The 25,735-nt window shown below is 40.6% G+C and carries 24 protein-coding genes; 5 read left to right on the forward strand and 19 right to left on the reverse strand.

Features of this window, described 5'->3' with window-relative positions; all coding sequences use genetic code 11:
- Positions 1 to 16: 16 nt before the first annotated feature.
- Complete coding sequence (locus I585_RS14740) at positions 17 to 988, forward strand: sialidase family protein (protein WP_010741458.1); 972 nt, start codon at positions 17 to 19, stop codon at positions 986 to 988.
- Between the two features lie 70 nt (positions 989 to 1,058).
- On the opposite strand, the gene I585_RS14745 is transcribed toward I585_RS14740, so the two are convergent.
- Positions 1,059 to 1,577, reverse strand: coding sequence for a GNAT family N-acetyltransferase (locus I585_RS14745; protein WP_010741459.1), 519 nt, complete (start codon positions 1,575 to 1,577; stop codon positions 1,059 to 1,061).
- Between the two features lie 225 nt (positions 1,578 to 1,802).
- Between I585_RS14745 and I585_RS23260 the strand changes: the two genes are divergently transcribed.
- Positions 1,803 to 2,051 (forward strand): hypothetical protein, encoded by a 249-nt coding sequence (locus I585_RS23260; RefSeq protein ID WP_034710192.1) that lies wholly within the window; start codon positions 1,803 to 1,805, stop codon positions 2,049 to 2,051.
- 38 nt (positions 2,052 to 2,089) lie between these two features.
- On the opposite strand, the gene I585_RS14750 is transcribed toward I585_RS23260, so the two are convergent.
- The 15 genes from I585_RS14750 to I585_RS14820 all read right to left on the reverse strand — a co-directional run bounded on the left by I585_RS14750 (position 2,090) and on the right by I585_RS14820 (position 18,633).
- Positions 2,090 to 3,040, reverse strand: coding sequence for an LCP family glycopolymer transferase (locus I585_RS14750; RefSeq protein ID WP_010741460.1), 951 nt, complete (start codon positions 3,038 to 3,040; stop codon positions 2,090 to 2,092).
- 33 nt (positions 3,041 to 3,073) lie between these two features.
- Entirely contained in the window at positions 3,074 to 4,174 is a 1,101-nt protein-coding gene (gene wecB, locus I585_RS14755; protein WP_010741461.1) for a non-hydrolyzing UDP-N-acetylglucosamine 2-epimerase, read from the reverse strand.
- 173 nt (positions 4,175 to 4,347) lie between these two features.
- Entirely contained in the window at positions 4,348 to 4,830 is a 483-nt protein-coding gene (locus I585_RS14760) for a DUF4352 domain-containing protein (protein WP_010741462.1), read from the reverse strand.
- A 16-nt stretch (positions 4,831 to 4,846) separates the two neighbouring features.
- Complete coding sequence (locus I585_RS14765; protein WP_010741463.1) at positions 4,847 to 7,723, reverse strand: immunoglobulin-like domain-containing protein; 2,877 nt, start codon at positions 7,721 to 7,723, stop codon at positions 4,847 to 4,849.
- A gap of 65 nt (positions 7,724 to 7,788) precedes the next feature.
- Positions 7,789 to 8,472: a CpsD/CapB family tyrosine-protein kinase gene (locus I585_RS14770; RefSeq protein WP_010741464.1), complete on the reverse strand. Its 684-nt coding sequence runs from the start codon at positions 8,470 to 8,472 to the stop codon at positions 7,789 to 7,791.
- 15 nt (positions 8,473 to 8,487) lie between these two features.
- On the reverse strand, positions 8,488 to 9,261 hold the full coding sequence (locus I585_RS14775) for a YveK family protein (protein ID WP_010741465.1): 774 nt from the start codon (positions 9,259 to 9,261) through the stop codon (positions 8,488 to 8,490).
- 35 nt (positions 9,262 to 9,296) lie between these two features.
- Positions 9,297 to 9,980: a sugar transferase gene (locus I585_RS14780; protein ID WP_010741466.1), complete on the reverse strand. Its 684-nt coding sequence runs from the start codon at positions 9,978 to 9,980 to the stop codon at positions 9,297 to 9,299.
- Positions 9,981 to 10,275: 295 nt separating this feature from the next.
- Positions 10,276 to 10,983, reverse strand: coding sequence for a helix-turn-helix domain-containing protein (locus I585_RS14785; protein ID WP_010741467.1), 708 nt, complete (start codon positions 10,981 to 10,983; stop codon positions 10,276 to 10,278).
- 18 nt (positions 10,984 to 11,001) lie between these two features.
- Entirely contained in the window at positions 11,002 to 12,231 is a 1,230-nt protein-coding gene (locus tag I585_RS14790) for a glycosyltransferase family 4 protein (RefSeq protein ID WP_010741468.1), read from the reverse strand.
- Positions 12,228 to 12,959, reverse strand: coding sequence for a WecB/TagA/CpsF family glycosyltransferase (locus I585_RS14795; protein WP_010741469.1), 732 nt, complete (start codon positions 12,957 to 12,959; stop codon positions 12,228 to 12,230). Before I585_RS14795 ends, I585_RS14790 begins: the two co-directional genes overlap by 4 nt.
- A gap of 66 nt (positions 12,960 to 13,025) precedes the next feature.
- Complete coding sequence (locus tag I585_RS14800; RefSeq protein WP_010741470.1) at positions 13,026 to 14,414, reverse strand: oligosaccharide flippase family protein; 1,389 nt, start codon at positions 14,412 to 14,414, stop codon at positions 13,026 to 13,028.
- A complete protein-coding gene (locus tag I585_RS14805; RefSeq protein ID WP_010741471.1) occupies positions 14,411 to 15,631 on the reverse strand; it encodes a polysaccharide pyruvyl transferase family protein in 1,221 nt (406 codons plus the stop codon). Before I585_RS14805 ends, I585_RS14800 begins: the two co-directional genes overlap by 4 nt.
- 15 nt (positions 15,632 to 15,646) lie before the next feature.
- Entirely contained in the window at positions 15,647 to 16,333 is a 687-nt protein-coding gene (locus I585_RS14810; protein WP_010741472.1) for a YveK family protein, read from the reverse strand.
- Between the two features lie 15 nt (positions 16,334 to 16,348).
- Entirely contained in the window at positions 16,349 to 17,386 is a 1,038-nt protein-coding gene (locus tag I585_RS14815) for a glycosyltransferase family 4 protein (protein ID WP_010741473.1), read from the reverse strand.
- Positions 17,383 to 18,633, reverse strand: a complete 1,251-nt coding sequence (locus tag I585_RS14820; RefSeq protein WP_010741474.1) for an O-antigen ligase family protein — start codon at positions 18,631 to 18,633, stop codon at positions 17,383 to 17,385. The genes I585_RS14815 and I585_RS14820 overlap by 4 nt, the downstream gene beginning before the upstream one ends.
- 288 nt (positions 18,634 to 18,921) lie before the next feature.
- On the opposite strand from I585_RS14820, the gene I585_RS14825 reads away from it, so the two are divergent.
- Positions 18,922 to 20,463 (forward strand): AcpB/EbpR/MafR family transcriptional regulator, encoded by a 1,542-nt coding sequence (locus I585_RS14825; protein WP_010741475.1) that lies wholly within the window; start codon positions 18,922 to 18,924, stop codon positions 20,461 to 20,463.
- Positions 20,464 to 20,488: 25 nt separating this feature from the next.
- Here I585_RS14825 and I585_RS14830 read toward each other — a convergent pair whose 3' ends face one another.
- On the reverse strand, positions 20,489 to 21,247 hold the full coding sequence (locus tag I585_RS14830) for a tyrosine-protein phosphatase (protein ID WP_010741476.1): 759 nt from the start codon (positions 21,245 to 21,247) through the stop codon (positions 20,489 to 20,491).
- Between the two features lie 266 nt (positions 21,248 to 21,513).
- Positions 21,514 to 22,968, reverse strand: coding sequence for a serine hydrolase domain-containing protein (locus I585_RS14835; protein WP_034709060.1), 1,455 nt, complete (start codon positions 22,966 to 22,968; stop codon positions 21,514 to 21,516).
- Between the two features lie 297 nt (positions 22,969 to 23,265).
- Here I585_RS14835 and I585_RS23710 point away from each other — a divergent pair, with 297 nt between their 5' ends.
- Together I585_RS23710 and I585_RS22960 are read left to right on the forward strand one after the other, a co-directional pair.
- Positions 23,266 to 23,817, forward strand: a complete 552-nt coding sequence (locus I585_RS23710) for a helix-turn-helix domain-containing protein (RefSeq protein WP_010741478.1) — start codon at positions 23,266 to 23,268, stop codon at positions 23,815 to 23,817.
- Positions 23,718 to 24,656 carry an IS3 family transposase gene (locus I585_RS22960; RefSeq protein WP_232089434.1) on the forward strand — a complete coding sequence of 313 codons (939 nt, stop codon included), beginning with the start codon at positions 23,718 to 23,720 and terminating at the stop codon, positions 24,654 to 24,656. The genes I585_RS23710 and I585_RS22960 overlap by 100 nt, the downstream gene beginning before the upstream one ends.
- Positions 24,657 to 24,779: 123 nt before the next feature.
- Here the strand turns inward: I585_RS22960 and I585_RS14850 are convergent, their stop codons facing one another.
- Positions 24,780 to 25,652, reverse strand: a complete 873-nt coding sequence (locus I585_RS14850) for a glycosyltransferase family 8 protein (RefSeq protein WP_010741480.1) — start codon at positions 25,650 to 25,652, stop codon at positions 24,780 to 24,782.
- Positions 25,653 to 25,735: the final 83 nt, after the last annotated feature.

A 25,735-nucleotide genomic window follows, 5' to 3' on the forward strand; every position in this document is an offset into this window, starting at 1 on the left:
AAATGAGGTCGTTCGTATGAAAAACAGAAAACCAACCAGCAGCTCCTACAAATCACACTCCCCTTGGTCCACTGTTCTAAGAGATATTCCGTTCACAATTAGAGTCATCGTGCTCACAATAGTGATTGGGCTTTCCGTTGTATCCTACAATATCGGCAAGGCAGTAACTGAAGCAAAAGCTACTAGTCAAACAGAAGTAACCTTTCCAAGCAAGCGAACCAAAAAAACAACAGTAGACGATGTAAAAATCCGGCGGAACAATGATCGTTGGGAATTTTCTTCTGATGAAGGAATCTCGTGGTCAACGACACCACCTGATGGTATTTACGAAGACGCCGATGGTCGCTTACGCTACAAAAACTCAAAATCAGAAAGGATCAATAATACCTCTAGTGAAGATACTTTCAAATTCCCGTTCAGTGACAAAAAGGGAAATAGCATGATCATGAAACGAGAAGAAGATAAATGGAAATTCTCTTCTGACGGCGGAAAAACTTGGTCAGAAGAAAAGCCTGAAGGTGTGGAAATCGATAAAAATGGGAAATTAACTTGGAAAAGTACGGATGGAAAAAAAGTTTCTGAATTTGATCCAAAAGAAAATCAGTGGAAATATTCAGAGGATGGCGGAAAGACTTGGTCAGATCCGTTAAAAGAGATAGAAGATTGGCTCGAGAACGGTTTTACTGTTCCCGTTGAAGACGGTGTTTCGATGAAAATCAAAGATGGAAAAATCCAGTATTCGACTGACGGAGGAAAAACCTGGAGCGAAGAGGCTCCTGAAGGCTTTAATGATAAAATACAATCCGTGATCACCAAGCAATCCGATGACGGAAAAACCCTTTACTCTACCGATGGAGGAAAAACTTGGTCGGAAGAAAAACCCGAAGGCTACGAGATTCCCAGTGTACAAGATATCTTAGATTCTATCCCGGATGATCTTGTACCAAAGGACGAAGATTTAGGCGAAGGTGAATCTACAGCAATTTAGCCAAAACAAACAGGAAAGCCTCCCCTCGTTCACGATGAAATGGAGCTTTCCTGTATTTATTTTGAAAATCCTACAGCATCAAACCCATCACATATAAATGATAGTATTCACCATCAATCAGCGTAGTATTCTTCAATTCTCCTTCAATTTGAAAACCAAATTTCTTATACAGTTCGACTGCCATTTGATTATCTGTTCGAGTATCCAGCTGAACTTTGGTCGTCACGCCGTTCGATTTAGACCACTCTAACAGCTGGCGGATCAATTCACTGCCGATACCTTGACCTTGATAGTTTTCAGTAACCACAATACCAAGCTCTCCACAATGTCTTGCCTTGATTTTGTTTCCAGAAGTAATCGTTCCGATACCGATAATCTGATCATCTGCCACCGCTAAAAGCATGACCGAATTTGGCTGCTGTTCGGTACTTATGATGTTCGCTTTTTGCGCTTCCACATCTAACGGATACTCATCCTCCGTAAAACTCAAATAGGTCGTCTCACCGCCGACACGATTATAAAAAGCGACGATCTCCTCCGCGTCTTCCAAGACAGGTTTCCGGTAGACTACTTTGTCCTTCAAATTCATTTTATACCCCTTTCCAAAACCTATTAGTGAAAACGAATTCACTGTATATCAATGAAATTGTATGTTGCAGAAATAGGCTTGTCAATATCTCTATTCCAAACTAAAAGCAACAGGACCGGTTTTCTCCTGTGAATACATAGTCCTTAAGGCTTTTATCCATCGGATGCACACATAAACGAAGTAGCATCTTTTATTTCAATTACTAGTCCTCCAACAACGATTCAAGTGAGTGCGGATGGGTCTGTCACAGATGTAAAAGTAACCACTGAACTCAAACTTTCAGTTAATGATGTTAGTAAACCAAGCAGTGAGTTCTTCACCAACTTCAACGGAAATGATACAAAAATCTATGCTTATTTGAATGGTACTGGAAATATTGTCTTGGCTTTTACCCCGATTGGACACAGTGGTCCTTATACATCGGTTGGTTGCAGCAAAGGAATGTTTAAGTTAGACACAGATAATAACAAATAGACCTGTGGGGATTGCCCACAGGTTTTTTATTCGTTCATCTATTTGGTCGCCAACTGTTCCTTCAACAGTGTTTGGATTCTGGTCAATTCTTCTGGTGAAAGGCGTTGATAGGAAACGTCATCCTGCATGAAGCCTTCGCCTTTGGCTTGTTCAGATTCTACTTTACTGAAGGCCGGGCGATATTTTCTTGCTAATAGTTCGGCATCCTTGAAGCTGACATCGGTCTTAACATTGCTGCCCAGACTTGCCAATATCTCTTGATAGCTGCCTAGTCCTTTGATACTGACCGTCTGCCTCATGATCCCCGTAATCACTTGTCGTTGGCGGGCTTGCCGACCATAATCGCCTTCTGGATCATCGTACCGCATGCGGACATATTTTAAAGCTCTGCTTCCGTCAAGTCGCTGCGGCCCTTTCGGAAAATCAGTTCCTTCATAGGAGAACGCAAAAGGATTAGAAACATTGATGTCTCCCACTGCATCAACCAGCGCCTCAATTCCCGCCATATTGATCGATACATAGTAATGGATCGGTATGTCTAATAATTTTTCTACCGTCGCGATCGTCATAGCGGTTCCTCCGAAGGCATAGGCGTGATTGATCTTATCCATTGATTGATGGCCGACGATTTCAACATAGGTATCTCGTGGCAAACTAACCAGCACCGTTTTTTCTGTTGCCGGGTTAACTGTCGCCACCATAATCGTATCGGAGCGCCCCTGATCCGTCCGATCTAAAGCGCCCGTATCTACTCCTAAAAGTAAAATACTGAAAGGTTCCTTTTGCTTTAGATCAACCTGCGTAAGGTTTTGTGCTCGCTTGACTGGCTCATAGGCTTCATCGGTTGTTTCCTTCACATCATAAAGCACCTTCGCGCCAATCGCTGTGATCAATAGAACCACTACCAGCAGCATACTAACCAACATGAGCAGAATCTTTCTCAGTCGCTGTTTTTGATTAGGACCTTTTCTGTTTTGCTTTTTTCCCATTCATTCTCTCCATAGTTATCCAGTATCTGCACCTCATTGAAAAGCCTGTGCCAGTATATCGGCAATCCGCTCACTTGCATGTCCATCGCCGTATGGATTCGCTGCTTGAGCCATTTTTTTGTAAGCAGCCGGATCTTCCAGCAATGCTAACGTTTCCCGATAGACCGTCGCTTTTTTTGTACCAATAAGCTTTAACGTACCCGCTCGGATTCCTTCGGGGCGTTCGGTTGTATCTCGCAATACCAACACCGGAATTCCAAGTGATGGCGCTTCTTCCTGAACACCACCAGAATCAGTCAGAATCAATTCACAGCGTTGAGCAAAATTATGAAAATCGAAAATATCCAACGGCTCGATCAGTTGAACGTTCGCTAAATTGCCGAGTTCCTTTTTCGCCAGATTTCGAACTTGCGGGTTTTTGTGCATCGGAAAAATGATCTCGACTTCTTTTTTCTCTTTTGCTAACTGCGCCAAGGCTTGAAAAACTTCGGTCATTGGTTCGCCAAGGTTTTCTCGACGATGCATCGTTACCAGAATGCGAAACTTGCCATTATTAGGTAAACAGGGATGTGAATAATCTGTATCTATCGTATATTTCATCGCATCGATCGCAGTATTCCCCGTGATGAAAATCTGATCTTCTTGATGATTTTCCTTCAGCAAATTTACCGCACTTTCTTCTGTGGGCGCAAAACAAAGATCTGACAAGGCATCTACCAATTGACGGTTCATCTCTTCTGGAAAGGGGGAGTATTTCTTCCAAGTACGCAGACCGGCTTCAACGTGTCCGATGGTGATTTGTTGATAATAAGCGGCTAAAGCGGCCGCCAAAGTGGTAGTGGTATCGCCATGAACCAACACAATATCTGGAACATCTGCTTGCAGGATCGGTGTCAGTCTATCAATGATCCACACCGTCACATCACTTAAGCTCTGATTTTCCTTCATGATCTTCAAGTCATCGTCTGGTGTTATCTCAAAAAAATTCAGTACCGGAGCCAGCATATCTCGATGCTGCCCAGACACAACGACCTTTGATTGAAAACGCGGGTCATTTTCTAAGGTCTTGATTATTGGTGCCATCTTGATTGCTTCTGGTCTCGTACCAAAAATCGACAGTACTTTTATTGGCATATGTATCTCCCTTTTATCCAAGAATTTGTCCGTTACAACAAAGAATCTTGAAGAAGAGTTTGAACACTCTTCTTCAAGATCTTCAAATTTGGTACATCAATCAAGCGAATTGAGGATCTAAATAATAAAAGATCGATTGTGTTTTGCGTAATAACGGTCAATGAAAAAAGCTATTATTTTAGGTCCCATGTTTTAAGAGCTTTGTCTGCTGGAGCATATTCCAATTTTGTTGGTTTTTCTCCTGGCTCAATCAAATAATACAATTTGCCCTTAGAAGCTTTTTCCGGCTCTACTACACCGCCGAAAGCTTCCATTTCCTCAGTTACGTTGTATGTTTTATCCTTTTTATCTGTCACTAAGCGAAAATCAATCGCCCCGATACCTCTATCTTCGGTACCAATATTTTTATACTCCACGGTAAAGGTAATCAGCTGCTTTGGTTTTTTAGCTTCGTTGACAGATTCACTGCTAGATACTTCAGTGATTTTCATTTCAATCCCATCCGCTGTGAAAGGTGTGTTTAAGCCATCTTTTACTGCGACCTTGGCAACCGAGACCGATGTTGCTCCGCTGTCCTTCGTTTCCTTGTCGCCAGCTGAACTGCATCCAGTTAAGATAAAACAAACTGCAATGATACTCAATAATAATTTTTTCATTCAAAATCTCCGTTCGCTAGTTCACTTGAACTGTTTTTCTATCTAATTCAATTCCATCTGGTCCATAGGCCACTAGATAAGCATTGTCGCCTTTTTTAATAGCATTTCCAACATAGTAGCTGAAAGTCCCATTCTTGAAGGTTCCACCTACTGAAACTAACCCATTATTTACATAAAGACGCGCTTGTTTCACATCGCCTACATAAATACCAGTAACCTCAATAGCACCAACAGTGTAAGTATTTGGTGAAATGGTCCCTTTGTAAGAAGAGCTTGTGAAAGCAACCTTCACATTTTCTTGCAGCAACACATCATCTGTTCCATAAGCATTCATGATAACAACGTCGCCTTCTTTGATACTGCTGCCAACATAGTAAGTGAATTGGCCGTTTTTAAAGGTTCCGCCCCAAGAAATAACATTGCCGTTTACAGATAGGCGCGCTTTCTTCACATCACCGGTATAGGTTCCTGTGATTTCTCCGTTGCCGACTGTGTACTGGCTTGGTGTGATTGTTCCTTTTTGTGCAGGAGCTTGCTTGATAGTAACAGCATTGTTTTGAGAAACTAATGCATTATTTTGGTCATAACCGTTGATAAATACGCTGTCGCCAGCTTTGATTCTTGATGGTCCTACCCAGTAAGTGAAGCGTCCGCCGCTAAAGGTTCCGCCTAGAGATAAAACAGTTCCGTTAACGATAACTTTGGCTTTTTTCACATCGCCCGTGTACGTTCCAGTAATGTATTCATCACCTACAGTGTAGCTGTCTGCTAACATACTTCCAGAGGTAGTTGATTCTACTTGAACCGTTTTGCTGTCCAACTCATTGTCTTCTGAACCAAAAGCAACTAAACGAACATTAGAGCCTTTTGCAATCACATTTTGCCCCACGTAGTAAGTGAATGTGCCATTTTTAAAGGTTCCGCCTTGTGAAATCAAGTTGTTATTAACATACAACTTAGCTTTCTTCACATCACCCGTATAGGTTCCAGTAATTTCGACATTTCCAACAGTGAATTTATTCGGTGTGATCGTTCCTTTTTCCTCTGGTGCGGCAACGATATTGACTTTATTATTTTGGCTTAACACATCACCATCTACGTCGTAACCATTGATTAAAACACTGTCACCTTTTTTAATAGCGTTTTTGCCAACCCAGTAGCTGAATTCGCCATCTTTGAAGGTTCCGCCAAGTGCAAGAACTTTGCCGTTAACAATAACTTTGGCCTTCTTCACATCGCCGGTGTATGTTCCGCGGATGTATTCATCACCGACTGTGTAGTCATAAGCAGACATCGTTCCACTGTAATTTGAAATAACTTTGACAGTTTTCTCGTCTAATTTATTCTTGTCTTTATCATAAGCAACTAGTACTACTTTAGAGTTTTTCTTAATTAGTCCAGTGCTTACTTCATACGTGAATTTGCCGTCCTTCAGAGTTCCGCCGCTAGATACTAAATGTCCGTCAACGTAAAATTCAAGGTAAGAAACTTTTCCTTCGTACGTACCGGTAATCAGACCTTGTCCGACTGTATAGTCGCTAGGTACGATTCCATTAACGCTCTCTTTGACTTCAACTTCGATATCCTTCGTAGTGATTCCTTTGTGGCTGTCTTCTACTGAATAAGTGATAAAATATTTACCAGGAATATTGGTATTTACATTGTTCGATTTAATATTAATTTTTGACGTTAAATCACCATCTTCTTCATCATGAGCGGTCACGCCTTCTAATGGGTTGAATGGTTCGCCTTTTTCAATCACTTTGTTTTCAGCATTGATGACTGGCAAAGTATTTGCCGCTACAGTAACTTCAATCGTTTTAGTTGCTGATAACCCATGACTATCAACAATTTTATAAGTCACTGGGTAAACTCCGGCTACATTGGATTTCACTTGATTGTCGATAATAGCAACATTTTTCGTGATATCGCCATCTTCTTTATCAATCGCTGAGACGCCCTTCATTGCAAATGCGCCACTGAAGTCATCGCCTAAAACAATTTTGCGGTTTTCAGCAGTTAATACAGGTTTTTCAGTCCCGTAAGCTGGATCGATTTTGGCATATTCTAGGAAACCACTAGACTCTTTTCCGCCGCCAACAGTCCAATCAATGATGTTATTGTCTTGTGTCAAGGCAGTGTTAAAATGATATTTACCATCTAATGAATTTGGAATCCGAATTTCTGTGTCTGTTACAAATCCACCTAGATCAATGTTTAATGAACAATAAACATGTGGGAAAAGCCCAATGATTGTTGTAATGCTTGGATTTTGAACGATTAATGAACAGCTTTCAGGATCTACTTTGACATCTGTTGATTTGTATTTATACGATTTAATTGGAATCCCAGCATTGTAAGCCTTCATTTCACCTGATATATAATTGATAAAACGTGGATCTTCTAATAAAGGTTTGAATTCATTTGGCAATTTGACTTGGTAATACGTTTTATCTGCAATTCCGATATTGGCTACTTGCGTGATATTTAAATCAACGGTCAAAATACCTTCTGTTTTTTGATTATTGATCACCAATTCTTTATTTGTAGACGTTTTTAGACCAATTTTACCCCAAGCAATCAACCCAATATCCATTGGCATAATTGGACTTGCATCTTTTTGTTCTTCCGCCGCTTCAGGTGCTTCAGTACTTTCTTCTGGTACCTCGCTCGTTGGTACGGCTTTTGATTCTTGTGTTTCCTGTTCTGGTTCTGTACTTGATTCTGGTGCTGCCTCAGGTAAAGCATCTTTAGCTAAACTATCTGCTAATTCCGGAGATACCTCCTCCGTTGCTGGCGTCTTTTCTTCAGCTAAAGCCATAGCAGGCATTAACCCTGTATTCAACAGCATCAAGCTGCTGGCACCGATTGTTAATAATTTCTTTTTCTTCACTATTTCTTCCCCTTTCTATTTTCCCTTTTTCTATTTAAAACCGCCGTGTAATCATCCATCACCCCCTAATATTTGTAGTATTTATAATTTCCAGCGCTCATTGATTTAGCTCCGTTGTACACAAAGCCAATCAAACGGGCTTGCGACCGTTCGAGCAAGGTTTTACACTTCATTAAATTATTCCGTTTTGTCCGATTTTCCCGAACGACTAAGATGACGCCGTCGACCTTTGAAGAAAAGATTTGAGCATCCGTTACTACCAGTAATGGCGGTGAATCGACGATAATAAAATCGTACTGTTCCTCTAATTGCATAAAAATCTCGTCCAGCCGACTTGAATTCAGCAGCTCTGAAGGATTTGGCGGAATGGGACCCGCAGGTAGAAAATCTAAGCTTTTTACTTGGGTACTTTGAATCGCTTCCTCCGGTGAGCTTCGAGCATTGCTTAATAACGTGCTCAAGCCCTTGTTTTGACTAGAGACTAGGCTGAAAAATTTGCCTGCGGTCGCACGGCGCAGATCCCCATCAATCAGCAATACCTTTTTATTGGTCTCGGCCATGACTACCGCCAAGTTTGAGGCGAGTGTAGTCTTTCCTTCTTCTTGCTCAGTTGATGTTACTAAAACGAGTTTTAAAGGATTGCCCGCTGAAGAGGCGAATTGAATACTGGTGCGAATATTACGGTATTGCTCCGTAATTGGTGAAAATCGATTTTCGATCGAAATCAGTCGTGTTTCTCGTTCCTTCATATTGACGCTCCTTATTTAGACTCTTTTCCGTTGTCTTCTGGACACACGAAGAGAATCTTCTGATAAGTTTCTTTTCAAAAGATCTTTATCTTTGGCAGACATTTTCATATCTACACTGGTCGTATAAGGGATCATCCCTAATGCGTTGGTATTAAAAATTTCGTAGACCGCCTGCTCTGATTTAATCGTCTGATCGACACTTGCTCGCAGCAGCACAAATAGAAAGCCGACCATCCCTCCGATAAATAAGCTCAACACTAAATTTAATTTATGATTTGGCGATATCGGCGATCGAGCTGCTGTCGCTTCAGTAGTGATCGAGATTTCACCCGGAATCTGACTCTCTGCTAAGGCCTCTTGAAATACCTGTGATGTCGTATTGGCTAAATAGGCTGCTAGTCTCGGTCGGTCACTCACTGTTCGGATGGAAAAAAAAAGTGACTCCTGCTGCTGTTCTAAAGTGATCGCCTCTCTCAATTGACTAAGCGACATGCTTTGCTTTTGCTCTGCCTCTACCTTTTCTTGCACCTGCCCCAAAACGAGGTCGCTTAATACAAGTTCCTTGTACGTTTTCACCAGCTGTAAATTGGCCGTGATCTCGTTGGAAAGATTTTCTTCAGTCGATTTTGTCGCAGCGATCATCTGAGTTTGGGAGCTATATTGCGGAGTGATCCAAAAAAAGGAAATATACCCGCCGATTAGTACCCCCGTGATACTGCAAAAAATAATGATCGGTAATTTTTCCTTAATTGTTTGGAACAAAAAGGATAAATTGAATTTTTCATCCATAATGATTGGTTGCCTCCGATAATTTATGTACTGGTTTAATAAGCACCGTCACGTGTGATAATTACCAGCAAGGTTTTAAAGATAATCTGTATGTCTAACAGGAGACCGCCTTTACTTAAGTAGCTCAGATCTAGTCGAATCATCTCTTCAAAATGAAGGTTGTTGCGGCCGCTCACCTGCCAAAGACCTGTGCAGCCAGGTTTTACCAATAATCGCAAACGGTGATACGATGTGTATTGCTCCACCTCATGAGGCAAAGCTGGTCTAGGACCGACGATCGACATGTCTCCCTTTAATACATTTACCAGCTGCGGAAACTCATCGATACTAAATTTGCGCAGAACGCTTCCGATCTTAGTGATTCGCGGATCGCATTTCATTTTGAACATGGGACCTTGTATCTCATTTTTTTCCATTAATTCTGTCAGTTGATCCTCAGCTCCTACATACATCGTTCTGAACTTATATAAAACAAAACACTTTCCATTCAGACCTACACGCGTTTGGCTGAAAAAGATCGGACCTTCTGGATCTTCCAGCTTGATCAGCAAAGCGACTACCGCGAATGGCAGCAAAAGCAGCATTAGTCCAAATAGGCTGATCATAATATCCATGGCCCGTTTTACTCTGCCTAAATGAAACTCAGAAACACTTAAACGCGTTTGTATTGAGACAAAAATCTCCTTGATTGACGAGTTGTTCTCATAAATGTTATTCATCTTCTCACTTCCAAAGGTCGGTAAAATTCCCGATGTATTTTTCTTTATTTCCAAGCCGTTGTTTCTTTAGAATAATTACAGCTAACAAGCTAATAATAGAACAGAAGACAATGGACGAACCGTCAAATAATTGACGGTTTTCTGAAATTAACCTGCGGAAAACGTCGCTTTTATTAATTAAATGATCGATTCTCTTCCTTTTCTTTCAATTTTTGTTTATTTTTTGCTTTTTTAGCGATATCCACGTGTTGGTCGTTTCTCAAATAACCTGATTACCTCAGAAAATCATCTTTTTCTACGTTCCGATTTGGATCAGGTGGTAAAAGTCATCTGAAATTTGATAGCCTCTTCCCCAGGCGGTATTGATCGGATTGCATTTCACGCCATTTTTTTCGACCTTTTCTTTGATATTGCGCACGCAGCTAGACAGCGCAGTCATTTTCGAGCTCGTTACACCCTCTTCACGCCACAGCTTTTCACAAAGCTCTTGCCGTGAAAGGTACTGTCCTTGATGCTCGTGCAAACACATTAATAAGACACTCTCGCGATTAGAAAAGCCAAAATTATACAGTGGATACTTCTTTTGTTCAGGTCTTTCCTTTCTGGAGACCGCACCGGATGATTGCTCTGTTTCTCTTGGTGTAATCGTTTGGCAAAGCTCGCGAATCTCTTCTAATGAAGCATTTACTCGAATCCAGCGATCAATGACATGCTCTGTTTGCTCCTCTTCGGTACTTTTCGTAAAGTCGCTTTCGTACTTTCTGATAATCATCGGCACATGATCGCGAATGCCCAGTATCAGATCAACGATCTCTTGATAAGCGATCGTTTCACTTAAAATGACCGCATCAAAACACGAAAGCAGCTGCGTGGTTTCCAGACTCATCCTCTGACATTCGTTTACTAAACACGTACTGCAATACACTTCGTAATTCAACTGCTGGAGCTTGCTCTGAAAAATAGTTTCGGCTAATAGATTCTTGGTTAAAATTAATACTTTCATGCTGTATCTCCTTAGTGATTAGATTTTTTTTGCGGCTAGTTGATTGATGCTTCCGACGAATTCCTGATAGTAGCGTTTCTGCGAATGCTGTTCTCTCCCTTTGACGGCTGCTTTACTTAATCGATCACGAAATGGATCGTCATGGATAAGCTGATCCAACCCTGCCGCAAACTTTTCAAGATAGTGCTGATCGTAATCAATCAACAGTGCACTCTTCTCACTGATATACTCTGGAATTCCACCTATTTTTGTGGCGATTACGGGAATGCCCATGGCCTGAGCTTCCACCGCTGAAAGGCAGCAAGTTTCATGGAAAATCGACGGTATCGCGCAAATGTCTGCGGCCTTTAGATAGTAAGGAATTTGTTCTTTTTCAATATATCCAGTGAACCGTACATCGATAGGAAGCTCTTCCGCTTGAGTGATGACCTTTTTGAAATAACTATCTTTTTCACCCGAACTGTACGTGGTACCACCTAGAACTAAGAGCGTCACCTTTTCCAAAGAATCGATTCGACTCAATGCTTCTAGCAGCAGGTGTACTCCTTTGGTCTTTGTGATGCGACCGGAAAAGACGATCACTCGATCGGTTTCATTTAACTGGAGCTGGGTACGCGCCTGCTGCTTTTCCTCATTATTTGCTAGTTGAAATTCTGCCAATTTTATCCCATTATTCACGCGATAAAACTCCGGCCATTCCTCTGAATAAGCAATTTTTTGAGCCTGCTGATTAAGAAAGTCGCAAACAGACAAAACACCATCTAACTGCTGCAAAATTTTCTCTCCCTGATATGTCTGTGTATTCAAGTAGTCGTTGTGTAAATACACCGCCAGCTTGCCTGTGTAAAAGGACCGAATCGCAGGAACTCGCTCTGGGCAATTCAAATCGATCAGACAATCTACAGTCTCTTCCTGTAAATACTCTTTTGTCTTTACGATTAATTCTGGATATGGAATCAGATTTTTTCTTTTCCCGGTTGCTAACGTTCTGCACTTGTTCCAACACTTTTGTATGAACCACCAAAGCGGCCGCTTTTTTGTTTCTACTGCTATTACTTGAGTATGTTGATGGGTTTGATTAAACCTAGGAATAGCGGGATCATCTGTAGACACTATAATCAGCTCCAACAATTGCTGTTTTTCGTTTTCTTCTATTAATGAAGCTAACAGAGTTTCAATTGCCCCGCCTTTGACTGCCGGAATCGGCAACGCGCCATACGTCAGCAACAATACACGCGGCCTTTTCATTTAATTTTCTCCTGTACAGTTAAGTAGACGAAATAGAGATTTTCGAAAATATAACGTTTATACAATCGCCGCGGTTCCTTCATGAATCGGTGCAGCCATTCAAACCCGTTGCGCTGCATCCACGCGGGAGCTCGCGAAATTTCACCGGACAGCACATCAAAGCTGCCGCCAACACCCATAATCAAATTGGCATTCAACTCGTTTTTATATTTATTTACAAACTCTTCCTTATAAGGAGAGGTCATCCCGATGAACAGCATGCGTGGTTGACAAGCGGCAATTCTTTCCACCACTGCCCTTTCCTCTTCCTGCTTGAAATAACCATGCTGCATGCCGGAGATAATCAATCTAGGATATTTCTGCTGGATTGTTTCCAATAATCTATCTAAGATTTCTTCCTTGGTTCCAAGGAAATACACCGTTAATTCCAACGCCTCTGCTTGCTTGAGCAGTTCCATCATCGTATCAATGCCGGTGACCCGATCGATCTTTTTCTTTTTAAGCCAGTGACAGGCTCGAACAACAGAATAGCCATCGGCACTAACCATGTCCGCCTGCTGAATAATTTCTCTAATCTTGGCATTGCGGCGGCTTAGAACGACCTTGTTGGAATTCACTCCGACATGTTCGATGACTTCATCTCGTTGAATCCGATCAAGTATTTCCTCCACAGTTTCCTCTAAGTTTCCGTCATCAATCGGAAGATCAAATAGTTCAATTTTATTCATCTCAACCTCCATAGCGACTCATTCTGCTCCTTCAACTACACCGATGGATGTGAGTCGTCATTTTTATTATTTTGGGAAGAAATCAACAACAGCGATTAGTCCCAGGATTAGTAATTGGCTAGCCATCAAAAGCGGCTTAGAGAACGGCGGCCATTGGTTTAACACGATCTGCAAAATCAACAAACAGAATTGAAAACTCATTTTTTTGGTAGATAAACGAATATTCATTAAGCGATTCGTCTGTTTTTTCCGTAAATAGAAAATGATGAAGAAGCCCAAAGCTGAGGCCAAGGAAGCCCCATTGATACCGATCAGCGGGATCAATAGGAAGCTGGCGATTAAGTTCACCGCCGCCCCCACCAAGGAAGTCGTCAAAACTCCCTTGGTTTTCTTGACTACGATGTACGTTGTTCCGAAAAAGCCCGAAACACAGGAAAAGAAGTTGCTCACCAGCAGCAAAGGAATATAGGCTTTGGCAAAGTAGAATTCCTTCGACAACAGGATCGAAGCCAAAGGATCTAAAAACAACAGGATCAATCCTGAGAAACACAGCAACAGCGTACTATAGTGATTGAAGACCTTTTGGTAGAATCCGCCAGCCCCCTTTTTGTGGTAATTTTCAACTGCCGATAACTGCCAAGCCTGGATAAAGATCGAACCGATCACCGAGAGTAGATTAGGGACTTTACTTGCCGCGGCGTACATCCCATTGCTGGCTACACCAAGGTAAAAAGTCATAATAAAGCGGCTAGAAGTCGTAAGAATCCACCACATCGCAGAGTTTGGAATCAAAGGTAAGCTGTAGACGATCAACTGCTTTCTTTGCCGAGCGGTCGGTTGATTTCCTTTTGTAACCCATGCGCTTACAGGAATATTGATCAATAAGAAAATTAGCGATAGGCTATTGGCCAGCACGAGCGACCAAAAATAAGCCGTTAACATGTTCGCCATTCGTTGAAAGAAAAGAACGCCAAAGAGTAAGGTCAGCAACGACAGCAGAATCCCGTTTGCGGCATAAATTTTCAACTTGCCGATTGCTTTCAGGTATTGCATAAGGATTAATTGAACCGATTGGATCGCCAACAGAACAAAACTCAGAAAACCTACAGTAGAAGAAACACCCCACTGCGACCCAAATAGATAAACACCCGTCAGAAAAATTCCAGTCAGCCCAAGTCCAAGCAAATTTATTTTCATCGCCGTGTTTAGCCAGTTCTCTTTTTCCTGTTGGCTTTTGCTACCCAGAACAAAACGTAAAACACCCTCTGACACACTCAGACTAATAATTGGCAGAAGCAGATTAACTGTATTGATCAGTAGATCCGCCATGCCATATTCACTTTTGGTTAGATAAAAAGTATAAAAACCGACTAAGAAAAAAGTGATTAGTTTGCTGCCAAAACTGCCGATAGCGAAAATCAACGAATCATTGAATAATTTCTTGTATTGATTCATAGATTGACCAAGCTTTGTCGAACCGCGTCAATCAATTGATGATTCACCTCGAAGGCTGCTCGCATCTGATCTTTACACTGCTTCATCTGGTTCATTTCCTGCGCATTATTCAATAATTTTTCTTCAACTTTTTCTGCTATGTGGTCTCTTTCAGCCGCCAGATCTTCAATCATCAGCACATCTTTTTCCAATCCAAGATTTTTGAACATCTCGACGACCTTTTGCTGCCACGACAGTCCGATGATCGGCACATACTGTGACACAGCTACAATCATGGAGTGCATTCGAGTGCCAACGACTACATTCAACGTCTGGTATAAATCCAGTAGGTCTTCCTTGTCTTTAATGAAAACGACATCGACTTGCGGATCTTTTTGGAAGTCAGAATAAAGTGCCTCAATCGTCTCGTAGTCCTGTACCTCAGAAGAAAATAGAATGATCTCTCTTTTGAAGCCGGATAGTTGCTGAATCAACTTTCTCATTTCCTCCAAATAACGCTGATAAACCTTGTATGAACAGCCGGTAATGCGATAATCAATCACGCAGATCCCGATTCGCTGTTGCGAACCTTTTTGTGTTTTCAATTGCTCAAAAGGCAGCTTTGCGGGTAAAAGAAAGACCGGATCGACCGAAGCATAGGCTGCTGAATGCTGAGTATTCCTTAAATAATCCAGTGAACGGCGATCTCTAAAGGTCACATAATCGCATTTTTTCAGCGTATCAATAGCGGCCTGCTCCTGCTTTTCTGTAGAAAAAGGACCGATTCCGATCGAACTGACAACTATTGGCACCTGATGTTTCTTTGCCAAGGAAACTACTTGATCAAAACGTTGAGCAGAGAGTGTCGCTGGTGACGAATCGAATATCGCGTTTCCTCCGCCAATAACTAAGAAATCAGTCTGCTTTAAGGCGGTTTCGAACTGTTGAATAGTTGTCGGGTCGTACATCCGCTTTCGTGATCTACGCCACTTTCCTTTACTAATGAGATTTTTCATAAATGGCATTGGCCGCAAATATTTGTAATACAAATCATGACTTTTCGAACGGCGGACCAGTTCCTGGTTAATTGTAATTTGTGATTCTTCGATGAGCTTGTAGCTGTATTTCTTCGTTTCGATGCCGATTAATAATTGCTCTGACAAGGTTTCCGCGATTAAGCGATCACCGATGTTTGAGCTGTCAATAAAACTAACTAGTAATGCTTTCAAACCAGACACTCTACTTTCCTGTTTTTATCTTTCATAAAAGTCCACGGTTCCAAGAGGTTCTGCCTCTACAAGTGCTTGCAGGGCCTCTGGTGTTCGCAGGAACTTTCTTTCATATAAGTAAGACCAAATAAAGCTGCAGGAGGTACTGAAAATGAAGCTGATAAAAAAGGCTCCAAGAACTAATCTGAACAGACTCGGCGTCCGAATCGTTTCCACCGACTGTGCGGAAAGCAGGAATACCTTTCGTGGAAGCTGACTATTCTCCACTATTTTCGGATAGCTCTTACTCAGACTCAGTGCGATTTTTTGGCTTTGCTCTGGACTATCAGTCGTCACATTTACCGTAAACAGCTGCGAGTTGATGCTGCTGGTTACAGTTAAGGCGTTCAAAAGCGACTGTTTGCTTTGATGCGGATGTTCCTTCTGCATTTCCTGCAATACTCCATCACTTTTCACTAGCTCCTTATAGGTTTCGATCAGCTTGATATTACTGGCTACGATCGTATTTTCCACTTCTTGTTCATCTGCTCCGTCGCCTACCTCAGCGGTTTGTTCTGTTACAGGCAATAAAAAGGAGACTTGATTGGTGTATTGAAAGCCATCTAGTAAAACGAATCCGGCACAACCAACTGCCATGCAGCATAACGTCATGACCGCGATCGTTTTCCAGCGCTGCCACAAAAATTGCAAGAAATCCTTGAATGAATACATGCCTAACTCCTCTCCTTACCCAGATAATGATTCATAAACGTGCTCCCAGGCTTGAAGATAAGCCGTAATCGAAAACTGATCCTCGATCATCTTTTTGGCATTCGTTGAAAATTGCTGGCGCTTTTCGTCAGAAACGAAGAAGGACCGAATCGCTTCCTCCATTTGGTCGATATCACCAGGTGTCACCAGAAAACCATTTTTTTGATCATTTACTACTTGACCAACACCGCCAACATCCGTCGCCAAGTTTGGGATACCCGAAGCCATCGTCTCCAAGATCGCCATCGGAATTCCTTCATGATAGGAAGGAAGAAGATGCAGACTACAATCCGTTAACAATTCTTCTTGATTTGTCGTCCAGCCATGTATCTCCACATTGTTACAACCGAGCTGTTTCATTTTTCCAATGATCTTCGGCGTTGTTTCATCGGTATCGCCATAAAGATGGAATCGGATATCCGGCAGATCATTTTGAATTCGCTTCGCGAGTGTGAGAATGTCCTGACTGCCCTTTCGCTCACAGATGCGGCCAAAGGTTAAAACATTGGTTGATTGTGTGTTATAGCAATTTTTTTGTGGAACAAAAACAGCATTATTTATCACGATCACCTTCGTCCTAGTCAGCTTTTGGTAATACTCGGCCCACTCCTCACCTAGTGCGACGATCAAATCCACTTTGTTCAATATCCGGCGAATGTAGCGCCGCTTACTGACAGACGACTGTTCGTAAAACTGATCAAAGTTTGGCGCATGCATATGAAAGATCGTTTTTGTTCCTTTTTTCGTCGCTTTAAGCAGTAACGCTTTTCGGTAAAAGCTGGCATCCTGCGATACATGGAAATGAACAATTGTTTCTTCTTGTTCTCGGGTATCGATAAGCACTCGGCGAAAAGCTCGCATCGCATAGCGCAATTTGCTCTGTTCTTTCCATGAAAAGATGTATTGCATCTGCCAGTCTTGATTTTGCGGAAAGTAGTGAATGAAATTTCGAATCACGGTTGAGATACCACCCTTTCCCGAACTTTCTGGCCCTACCATCAATACTTTTGTCATGTCTGCTCCTTCTTTATTTCCTGAATGAACAAGCACATAAACCCAAACACGGTCGCAGATAACGCCGAGAAAAAGACATGCCCCACCAAGAAACTGTAAATAATCGTAAAAAGTAGTAAGAATACACAGAATTTATTCACGCCTCGTTGAACCGCCAGATTCAGAAAATAGCCCATCACTGCCAGCAAAACTAAGGTCCCGATAATTCCATAAGAAAAAAACATATCGAAGAAATCCATCTCGATTAAGCCGCCTTTTCTGCCATACCAATTCCAGCGATTCTCAAACCCAGCACCGAACCAAAAAACATATTGATTCTTAGGCAGTTGTAAAAAGTTCGCCGCCGCATCCTGCAAGTAAACATTTCTTGAACTAAGCAGCAATCTTGGCAGATCATCCTGATACAGTGTCCGAAAATAGGCAAATCGTGCGATAACACTGGACAAGGATTCCAATAAAAGTTCTTTTCCCTTCATCAGCAGGAAAAACAGCATCCCTAACAGAAATTCAAAAATAAAAAATTGTCCATACAACGTGCGGCTCCGATAATAAAAAAGAAAATAGAATAGTAAATAGATGGAATAGAGAACCCCTGCCAGCAACCCCGACTTTGTTCCTAAAATCAGTAGGCAATACATATTAAGGAAATACAGGGTTATTAACACACCTGCTGGGATCACCCGTTTCTCCCGTTGGATCAGAAACCAGCCGATGAAAAAAAGCATGATCAAAAAGGCATAAGCAATGTCGTTCGTCGCAAAATAGAAGCCTTTGAAACCAGCCGTATCATCATAAGTACTATTTCCCAGACCAAGCAGATACGGAATGATCAAGCCGGCAATTAACAGGACATCCAGCATAATCGTTAGCCAAACCAATTTCTTAGTGGATAGATACTCCTCAAATTGTTTGCCGAAAAAAGGAATCAGCAGGCAGAGAAAGAAGCGAATGATATAAGACAGCTCTTCTACTAATAAGGAAAGTCCTGTTTTAAAGAAAAAGGTTTGAACGATACAAATGATCGACAACGAAAATAATGTAACGAGCAGCAAAACATAATCGCCCGACCGTTTTATCCCTTTCGACAAAACACCATAAAAAATATAGGCAATAAAACCGACTCGATACACGGTTCCTAATGGAATGTTATAGCCGTAAGAGATAAACACTCCGTTGAAAACATCTATTAAAGGAAAGAGCATTATTAACAGCAAAAAAATATTTATCTTTATCCGATCGACCACCATACATCTCCTTTTACTATTAGAAATAGCCACATTCGTCATGTAACTAACAAAATATAAATCAATAATAATTCAACAAATAACTAACTAAACATCTTTTTATGTTAATTACAGGTCGGAATTTGACAGGTAAACTTTAAGATAAAAGTATAAAATAATAACCATAAAATAAAAAAACTGATATTAACAAAACGAAAATTATTTTGTTAAACCATTTTATTGTTTATTATCATTTAATTACTTATAACGTTTTTGACGCATTAAAGTAGTGGAAGGAGGCGCATAATAAAGATGTTATTAATTAACCAACTTGCGGACCTATTCGACAAAGAGACGGTTACAAAAATTAAAATTATTTATCTATTGAAGGAAAGTAACAATTGGTTGTCTATTGACGAACTATCTGTGCAATTAGAAATTAATCAGCGAACCATTTTGAAGTACCTTTCCTTTATTGAAGAAGACATCGATTCTTTTGGGTTAAACAAGGAAATCGTGTTGAAGAGTCATACTAAAAAGGGGTATTTTCTGCATTATGACTTTGAGCCGGTCATAGAGGATTTGATCTTTCGAATCATTGAAGCGACCATCAATTATCAATTGTTAATGAGGATTTTTTTCTCAAAGATGACCTCGATCATTCAGTTTTCACACAAGTATTACGTTAGCGAATCATCCTTATGGCGCATGATCAATAAGTTTCGAAAAGAGTTATCACCCAGAGGGATATCGATCGAGCGCCGCTCTTTGGAACTAATGGGAAATGAGATTCAAATTCGCAGATTGAGCTTCTTTTTATTGTTGAATTCACATACTAGAGGAAATTGGCCCTGCGGCAGTACGACAAAACTCATTACAGAAAAAATTATTGAACGAATCGTTCCTTTTTTTCACTTATGTTTATCTGATTTTGGCTATAAAAAGCTTTTTTGTTTGATCGCAGTAAGTATCGAGCGGACGAAAAAAGGAAAACATATTTGTTTGACCAAAGAATTATGGGAAAATATTGAAAAAAATGATCTGTTCGAACAATTTTATTGTGAGTTGAAGGATGTTCTGCCAAAGGAGCTTTATCGGCGCGATGAGGTAGGGTTTCTTTTTTTGTATATTTTTACTTTGGATGAAGTTTTTAATGATAATTACATTCGAAAAAATTTCAGTGCCTTTCATTTCGAAAAGAAAACCCAGCTGCATCAATCCGTCGAGATCTTTAAACAACTCTTATTTGACGAGCAAAATCTTTTCATTTCAAAGGAAGACCTAAAAATTGTCGATAAAAGTTTATACAGCGCACACCTATACGGTCAATTGTTCCAAAATGAAGAACAAACTGGCTTTAATACATATGGACTTTGCGCACAGGCTAGCGGAGGCACTCCTCTTCATATGCAGAACCGAGCAAAAGAACTAATTCGCTTGCTTTATAAAAAGACGAATTTCGCCCTTTTTAAAGAGTCCAACTATTTGCTGTCCGTTTATACCTTACTGCTGGAATCAATCACACCGCTCCATAAAGTAGAAGAACCTTTACAGATTTTCTTAGCCTCCGATCTGTCCAACTTAGAAGAACATAAGCTGATCAAAATGATCAAAAATGAATTTATTGGACGGTTCAAACTGGAGATTTATACCCATCGTGATTGCATGCGTGAAATCAGCTCGATTGATCTGCTACTATCGACAAGAAGGTCGTATTTAGATGAAAAACCTTTGATCCCAAATATCGTTATTCCAAGAGAACCGACAAAGCTGGATTTTCATACGTTAGAAGAAAAACTAAATGAACTTTTTACAGTTAAAAACCAACACAAAGAGCTTGTATCCTTTTCATGAATACAAGCTCTTTGTGTGTCGTTCGTTAAAAAAAGCGGCTACGTTTTATTTTCTGAAAGGCTGGACGTTGCACGTCATCCCCGTTCAATAGATCCTTAGTCATCTGTTCCATCGCGATCACAGTGTCCAACCCAAAACTCTTTTCAATCGCTTGATACGCCTCCTTTAAATAGAAGCCCCGATGCTGAATACTATGAGCATCAGAAGCAACCATATAAACCAGCTTATTTGCCAACATTGTGTGAGCCGTTTTTTGAACTTTTCTGCCAAAATGACCGACAATACTTGGCGCGGTCACTTGAGTCAACGCACCCATCTCCAAATATGGCAGCAGTCGATTCGGGTCTCTAGCAAAAACTGCATTGCGTTCTGGATGCACAATAACCGGTGTATGCCCTCGTTCGATCAGCTGGAAAAACAATTGCTCGGTAAAGGCCGGCACCTCCAAAGTTGGGAATTCGATCAATAGGTATTGATTATCTATATCAGTAAATAAAATTTTCTGACGCTCAATCTCTTTTATTAACTCACCCGTTATACGAACCTCTTGGCCCTCATAAAGAGTGAGTGCAATCCCTCGTTGATCCAATTCCTGCTGCAAACGACGAACCGCTGGAATGACCATTGAAGCAGGATTATTGTATTGACCATTATTATGATGAGGCGTACATAAAATATGTGTAATCCCCTGTCGAACAGCCTCATGCGCCATGATAATACTTTCATCAAGCGTCTGAGGCCCATCATCTACCCCAGGAAGAATATGACAATGTAAATCAATCACGCGCATCACTCCAAACTATCTGCTCTCTTTTTTGCAAGGAAAAAGACCACTTCACAATCACCAAATAGGTGTAAAAAGGCGTAAGCCTCTTTCCTTCGCCTGATTCTACCAAAGATCGTTAAATTGCCCCCATCAAAAACTGTTCATTTTTCGACAAAAATATAAAAAAGGATGAACACTTTAACTTCAAGTTGATCTTATCTAAACAATAAATCTCCTTACTTTCCAAAAAAACGAGAAGCCAAATGACTGGGCCTCTCGTTTGGTTACTTTTTAGGATAAATACTAACTGTATAAGCTGTTGCGATAAGTAAAATCGTTAGCAACGTGAATGAAACAATACCTGTGTACATACTATGTGGTGCCCAAGCACTCAATGCGAGCCATCCGCTGCTAAAGGTAATCGGAAAGACGATGATCATAGTGATCGCTAAAATCAGTAGAAGTATTGGCAAAGCAAGCCATTTAGCGATGCTCTTTCCTGAAATCTTTCTCACTCGATGTTCCTTGCGATAACGCTTTTTGATTCTTACAAGCATAATCAGTGTGAAAACTATCAATGGAACACTGATAAAGGTAATGATGGAGAAAATGGTATCAATCGTCACCCATATATCTGATTGATAAGGAGTGATAGCTTTATCTTCCATAATATTCATGATGTTTTCCGCCATCATATTTGTGTTCACAGTTGAATTGATATTCGTTAAAACACAAACGCCCATTTGGGTACCGGGGTTGATGATGAAATTCGTGGAATAATTTTGCGTACCGCCAGAATGTTCAATCGTGCCATCATTCAGCACAAACCACCCCGCCGCATAGCGTGTGTTTTTATCGACTTGGTGAGCTGTGTCCGGTTGGTGTGATTTCTCAATGAGCCGCTTCATTTGTGGTTTCACATCTATTGCACCTAATTGAATTTGCAGCCACCTACTGATGTCCTTCGCGTTTGAAATAATGTAGCCTGTTGGAATCAGTGCCGGTTTGACTGCCACTTGGTAAGGGTGCGTTCTTAAAAAGGATAGCCGATTTCCTGTTATGATAGTTTCCTCTTTCCCCACTTGTTTGGGATCGGCATAGGTACTGTATAAGCCTAACGGTTCAAAAATCACTTCATTCGTAAACTCCGCGTAGCTTTTCCCTGATGCTTTTTCAATCAGCAGGCCCAATAAAACATAATTCGCATTGGCATACGCATAGCGATTGGCAGGATAGAATTCCAATTCCGCCCCTGAAAATGTTCGAGCGTATTCTTCTAGTGTCATATTGGCTTTGGCCGTCGGAAATTTCTTTTCATGATTGATAAATCCACTGGTTTGATAGATCAAATTTTTGATCGAAATATCTTCATCAGGAATCGTCTTCCCCTCATATTTCACCTTGAACCAAGGAAGATATTTCGCAACAGGATCATCCAGCGAAAGCAGCCCTTGATCCTCTAACCATAGAACACCCAATGCAGTAAAAGCTTTCGAAGTGGACCCAATGTAATATAACGTATCCTGATCGGACGGTTGCTCCCCTTTCGAAAGAAAAGTCGCTTTATCCCCATGGATCAATCCTGTAGACACATTTGGTATTTTAGCCTTGTCTACATGCTCCTGAATCATGTCGGAAATTTCCTCCCGCTCAGTCGCAACTGATGCCGAAGAACTTATCGAAGAAAAAAATAGTACCAACAACGTTACTAAAACCATGACATTTTTTACCCTTTTCATAGAACCCCCAAAATAAATTTATTTTTTCATACCCATTTATCCCCTTTTTACATGAGCGTCGAAACTCTCTATTTCATTCTATGATTAAGGGATGGCAACCACATCCGACTTAAGTAGGAAGATGGATATACTTTTTATTTTATGTTCAATAATTGAAAGGATCACAGGTAAGACTGAAATACTTTAGTTGAGCAGTAAATTATTCGCTTAAAACCAAACAAAAAAGCAGCGTACAATTAAATGTATGAAGTGCGCCCCTTAAGTTAGACCAGAAAATCTAACTTAAGGGGTTTTTTAATGGCCAAATATGATTATGAGTTCAAAAGAATCGTTGTCGAAGCGTATCAGAATGGTGAAGGTGGCTATCGAACGTTGGCTCGGCGCTTTGGTATTCCAGCTATGTCGTTAGTTAAAAAATGGGTGAAAACCGCTGAAAGACTTGGCTTTAGCGCTCTAAATCGAAGAAAAGCCGAACAGACTTATTCTTCTCAATTCAAGCAAGATGTCATACACTATTATTTGACTAGTGGTGACTCTTACCTTGATGTTGCGTTGAACTACGGATTGCCATCTGGAGATTTACTCCAGCACTGGCATCAAGCATTTCTCCGCGAAGGCATGGAAGGTCTTTCACCCAAACCGAGAGGAAGACCTTCCATGACGAAGAAAAAGAAGAAAACACCAAAGAAACCGTTGACGCGTGAGCAGGAGCTGGAACGAGAAAATGAACTGCTTCGTGCAGAACTAGCATTCATAAAAAAGCTCCGAGCTTTAGGGATGACTATCCCGGATCGACTCAAGAACGAGACGCACGAATCATCCACGAACTCCGAAAAGAATTCCGATTAGGAATTCTACTTGAAGCGACGAAATTTCCTAAAGCAACGTATATGTATTGGCAACAACGCTTCAATCGTGAAAATCCAGACGCCGCATTAGAAAAAATTATTACAGAACTTTTCGAAGAAAATAATGGGAATTATGGCTATCGTCGCATTCAAATTGCCTTGAATGAACGCGGACTAAAAGTGAACCAAAAGAAAATCCGTCGATTGATGCGTAAGCTTGGACTGAAAGGCGAGAAGTTCACACGAAAATCTCGTAAGTACTGTTCTTACAAAGGAACTGTTGGACAAGTGGCGAAAAATCGTATTCACCGCCGTTTTTATACATCGGTTCCTCATCAAAAAATCACTACAGATACCTCTGAATTCAAGTATTTCGAACGGGACAATACGGGGCGAGTAGTAATCAAAAAACTGTACCTTAACCCGTTCCTTGATATGTTTAATGGAGAAGTTTTGTCCTACCGAATTTCAGAGACACCAACGTTAAAGGCCATTCTTGATGGTCAAAAAGAAGCCATTGACTACACTGCAGATTGTCCCTATCGTCGGACATTCCACTCTGATCAAGGTTGGGCTTACCAGTTGAAGCAATATAGAAAACCATTATCGAATAAGAATATCTTTCAAAGCATGTCCCGAAAGGGCAACTGTTTGGACAACTCACTGATAGAAAACTTCTTCGGTTTATTAAAGCAAGAAATGTATCATGGTGTCGAATATACAAGTTTTGAGCACTTGAAACAGGCAATTGAGGACTGGATAGATTACTACAATCATCGTCGAATTAAAACCCGGCTTGGTTGTAGTCCAGTTCAGTACCGAGAGCGAATGACAGCATAAAAATATACCGACCAGTTTTTCCAGTCGGTATATGGTCTAACTATTGGGTCTCACTTCAGTATGCTGCTTTTTTTACGTAATGTAATACTATCCGTTTACATTACTTTCGCGAATTAAAATAGTTTATTTATCTGACTCACAATTTAAAGTTTTTACCGTGTATAAATACTCCCAAAAATCTTTTTCCCATTTATCCAACACAAGTAAGTGTTCCCACGGCATCGAATTTTTTTCAAATTCAACAAAGTGTCGCACTTTAACAGTTTCTCTAGCCCTTTCAATTTCCAAAAATTTGGAATAATTTGTGTTTTTAGCCCAATCAAATAGCCAATGATCATCCTTCTGGTAATTGTATTCATAGGGTAATAAGTGAACACTTTCTTCACAAAGAATATTCAAAATCGTTTGATCTAAATACAAGTATCCCTTCTTATTTATCATACTCAGTATTTCTTCTGGGCTAATCAATTTGTTGAACAGAGCTACATTAAATAGAATAACCCCTGAGTTGAAGTAATTTTTCATGGTTTTAACCCCAAAATGATCAGAACTATCCGCACTATCACTGACAACCGAAAAGTAGAAATCCCTAACTGCGGCAAGCGCCTTTTCCTCAGGTAAAAGATTAAAAAAGTTGGATACATCATCGTATACAATAGTGTCATTATCTAAATACAGGATGGTATCATAGTTATTAAAATAGGAAGGCAGAAATAATCTCCACAAGGTAACTTCTGGAAACCGTGAATTACTATAATTTTTTATTTCTTTTACTATTTCGGGAGGATACCAAATGTTGATAGACACACTTTCTGTTTCATAAAGTTTAGGAATACTCTTTAGCTTCTGTATTTCTTCGTTTCCTAATTCGCTAACGACCACCAATATGTCTAAAGGTTCTTTGGTTTTGTAATTACTTACAATTGAAGCAATGGATACTGCTGTTAACTGTATATGTGGTCGAGTGACACAATAAATAACTGCCTTTTTCTTCATAGTTCACATCCAAAATATTCTTAAGTGTCTTCTTATTATTTCTGGCAAGAGAATCTCTTTTAATGACGCAAATAGAAATAGTA

Origin of the sequence: Enterococcus malodoratus ATCC 43197 (assembly GCF_000407185.1) — a bacterium.
In the GTDB taxonomy this organism is placed as follows: domain Bacteria; phylum Bacillota; class Bacilli; order Lactobacillales; family Enterococcaceae; genus Enterococcus_A; species Enterococcus_A malodoratus.

Coding starts and splice junctions, on each gene's coding strand:
- I585_RS14850 (WP_010741480.1), bottom strand. CDS start 25,652: ATGAAGAAAAAGGCAGTTATTTATTGTGTCACTCGACCACATATACAG.
- I585_RS14790 (WP_010741468.1), bottom strand. CDS start 12,231: ATGAAAAGGCCGCGTGTATTGTTGCTGACGTATGGCGCGTTGCCGATT.
- I585_RS14800 (WP_010741470.1), bottom strand. CDS start 14,414: ATGAATCAATACAAGAAATTATTCAATGATTCGTTGATTTTCGCTATC.
- I585_RS14775 (WP_010741465.1), bottom strand. CDS start 9,261: ATGGATGAAAAATTCAATTTATCCTTTTTGTTCCAAACAATTAAGGAA.
- I585_RS14750 (WP_010741460.1), bottom strand. CDS start 3,040: ATGGGAAAAAAGCAAAACAGAAAAGGTCCTAATCAAAAACAGCGACTG.
- I585_RS14825 (WP_010741475.1), top strand. CDS start 18,922: ATGTTATTAATTAACCAACTTGCGGACCTATTCGACAAAGAGACGGTT.
- I585_RS14815 (WP_010741473.1), bottom strand. CDS start 17,386: ATGACAAAAGTATTGATGGTAGGGCCAGAAAGTTCGGGAAAGGGTGGT.
- I585_RS14760 (WP_010741462.1), bottom strand. CDS start 4,830: ATGAAAAAATTATTATTGAGTATCATTGCAGTTTGTTTTATCTTAACT.
- I585_RS14770 (WP_010741464.1), bottom strand. CDS start 8,472: ATGAAGGAACGAGAAACACGACTGATTTCGATCGAAAATCGATTTTCA.
- I585_RS14785 (WP_010741467.1), bottom strand. CDS start 10,983: ATGAAAGTATTAATTTTAACCAAGAATCTATTAGCCGAAACTATTTTT.
- I585_RS14740 (WP_010741458.1), top strand. CDS start 17: ATGAAAAACAGAAAACCAACCAGCAGCTCCTACAAATCACACTCCCCT.
- I585_RS23710 (WP_010741478.1), top strand. CDS start 23,266: ATGGCCAAATATGATTATGAGTTCAAAAGAATCGTTGTCGAAGCGTAT.
- I585_RS14780 (WP_010741466.1), bottom strand. CDS start 9,980: ATGAATAACATTTATGAGAACAACTCGTCAATCAAGGAGATTTTTGTC.
- I585_RS14810 (WP_010741472.1), bottom strand. CDS start 16,333: ATGTATTCATTCAAGGATTTCTTGCAATTTTTGTGGCAGCGCTGGAAA.
- I585_RS14835 (WP_034709060.1), bottom strand. CDS start 22,968: ATGAAAAGGGTAAAAAATGTCATGGTTTTAGTAACGTTGTTGGTACTA.
- I585_RS14795 (WP_010741469.1), bottom strand. CDS start 12,959: ATGAATAAAATTGAACTATTTGATCTTCCGATTGATGACGGAAACTTA.
- wecB (WP_010741461.1), bottom strand. CDS start 4,174: ATGCCAATAAAAGTACTGTCGATTTTTGGTACGAGACCAGAAGCAATC.
- I585_RS14820 (WP_010741474.1), bottom strand. CDS start 18,633: ATGGTGGTCGATCGGATAAAGATAAATATTTTTTTGCTGTTAATAATG.
- I585_RS14745 (WP_010741459.1), bottom strand. CDS start 1,577: ATGAATTTGAAGGACAAAGTAGTCTACCGGAAACCTGTCTTGGAAGAC.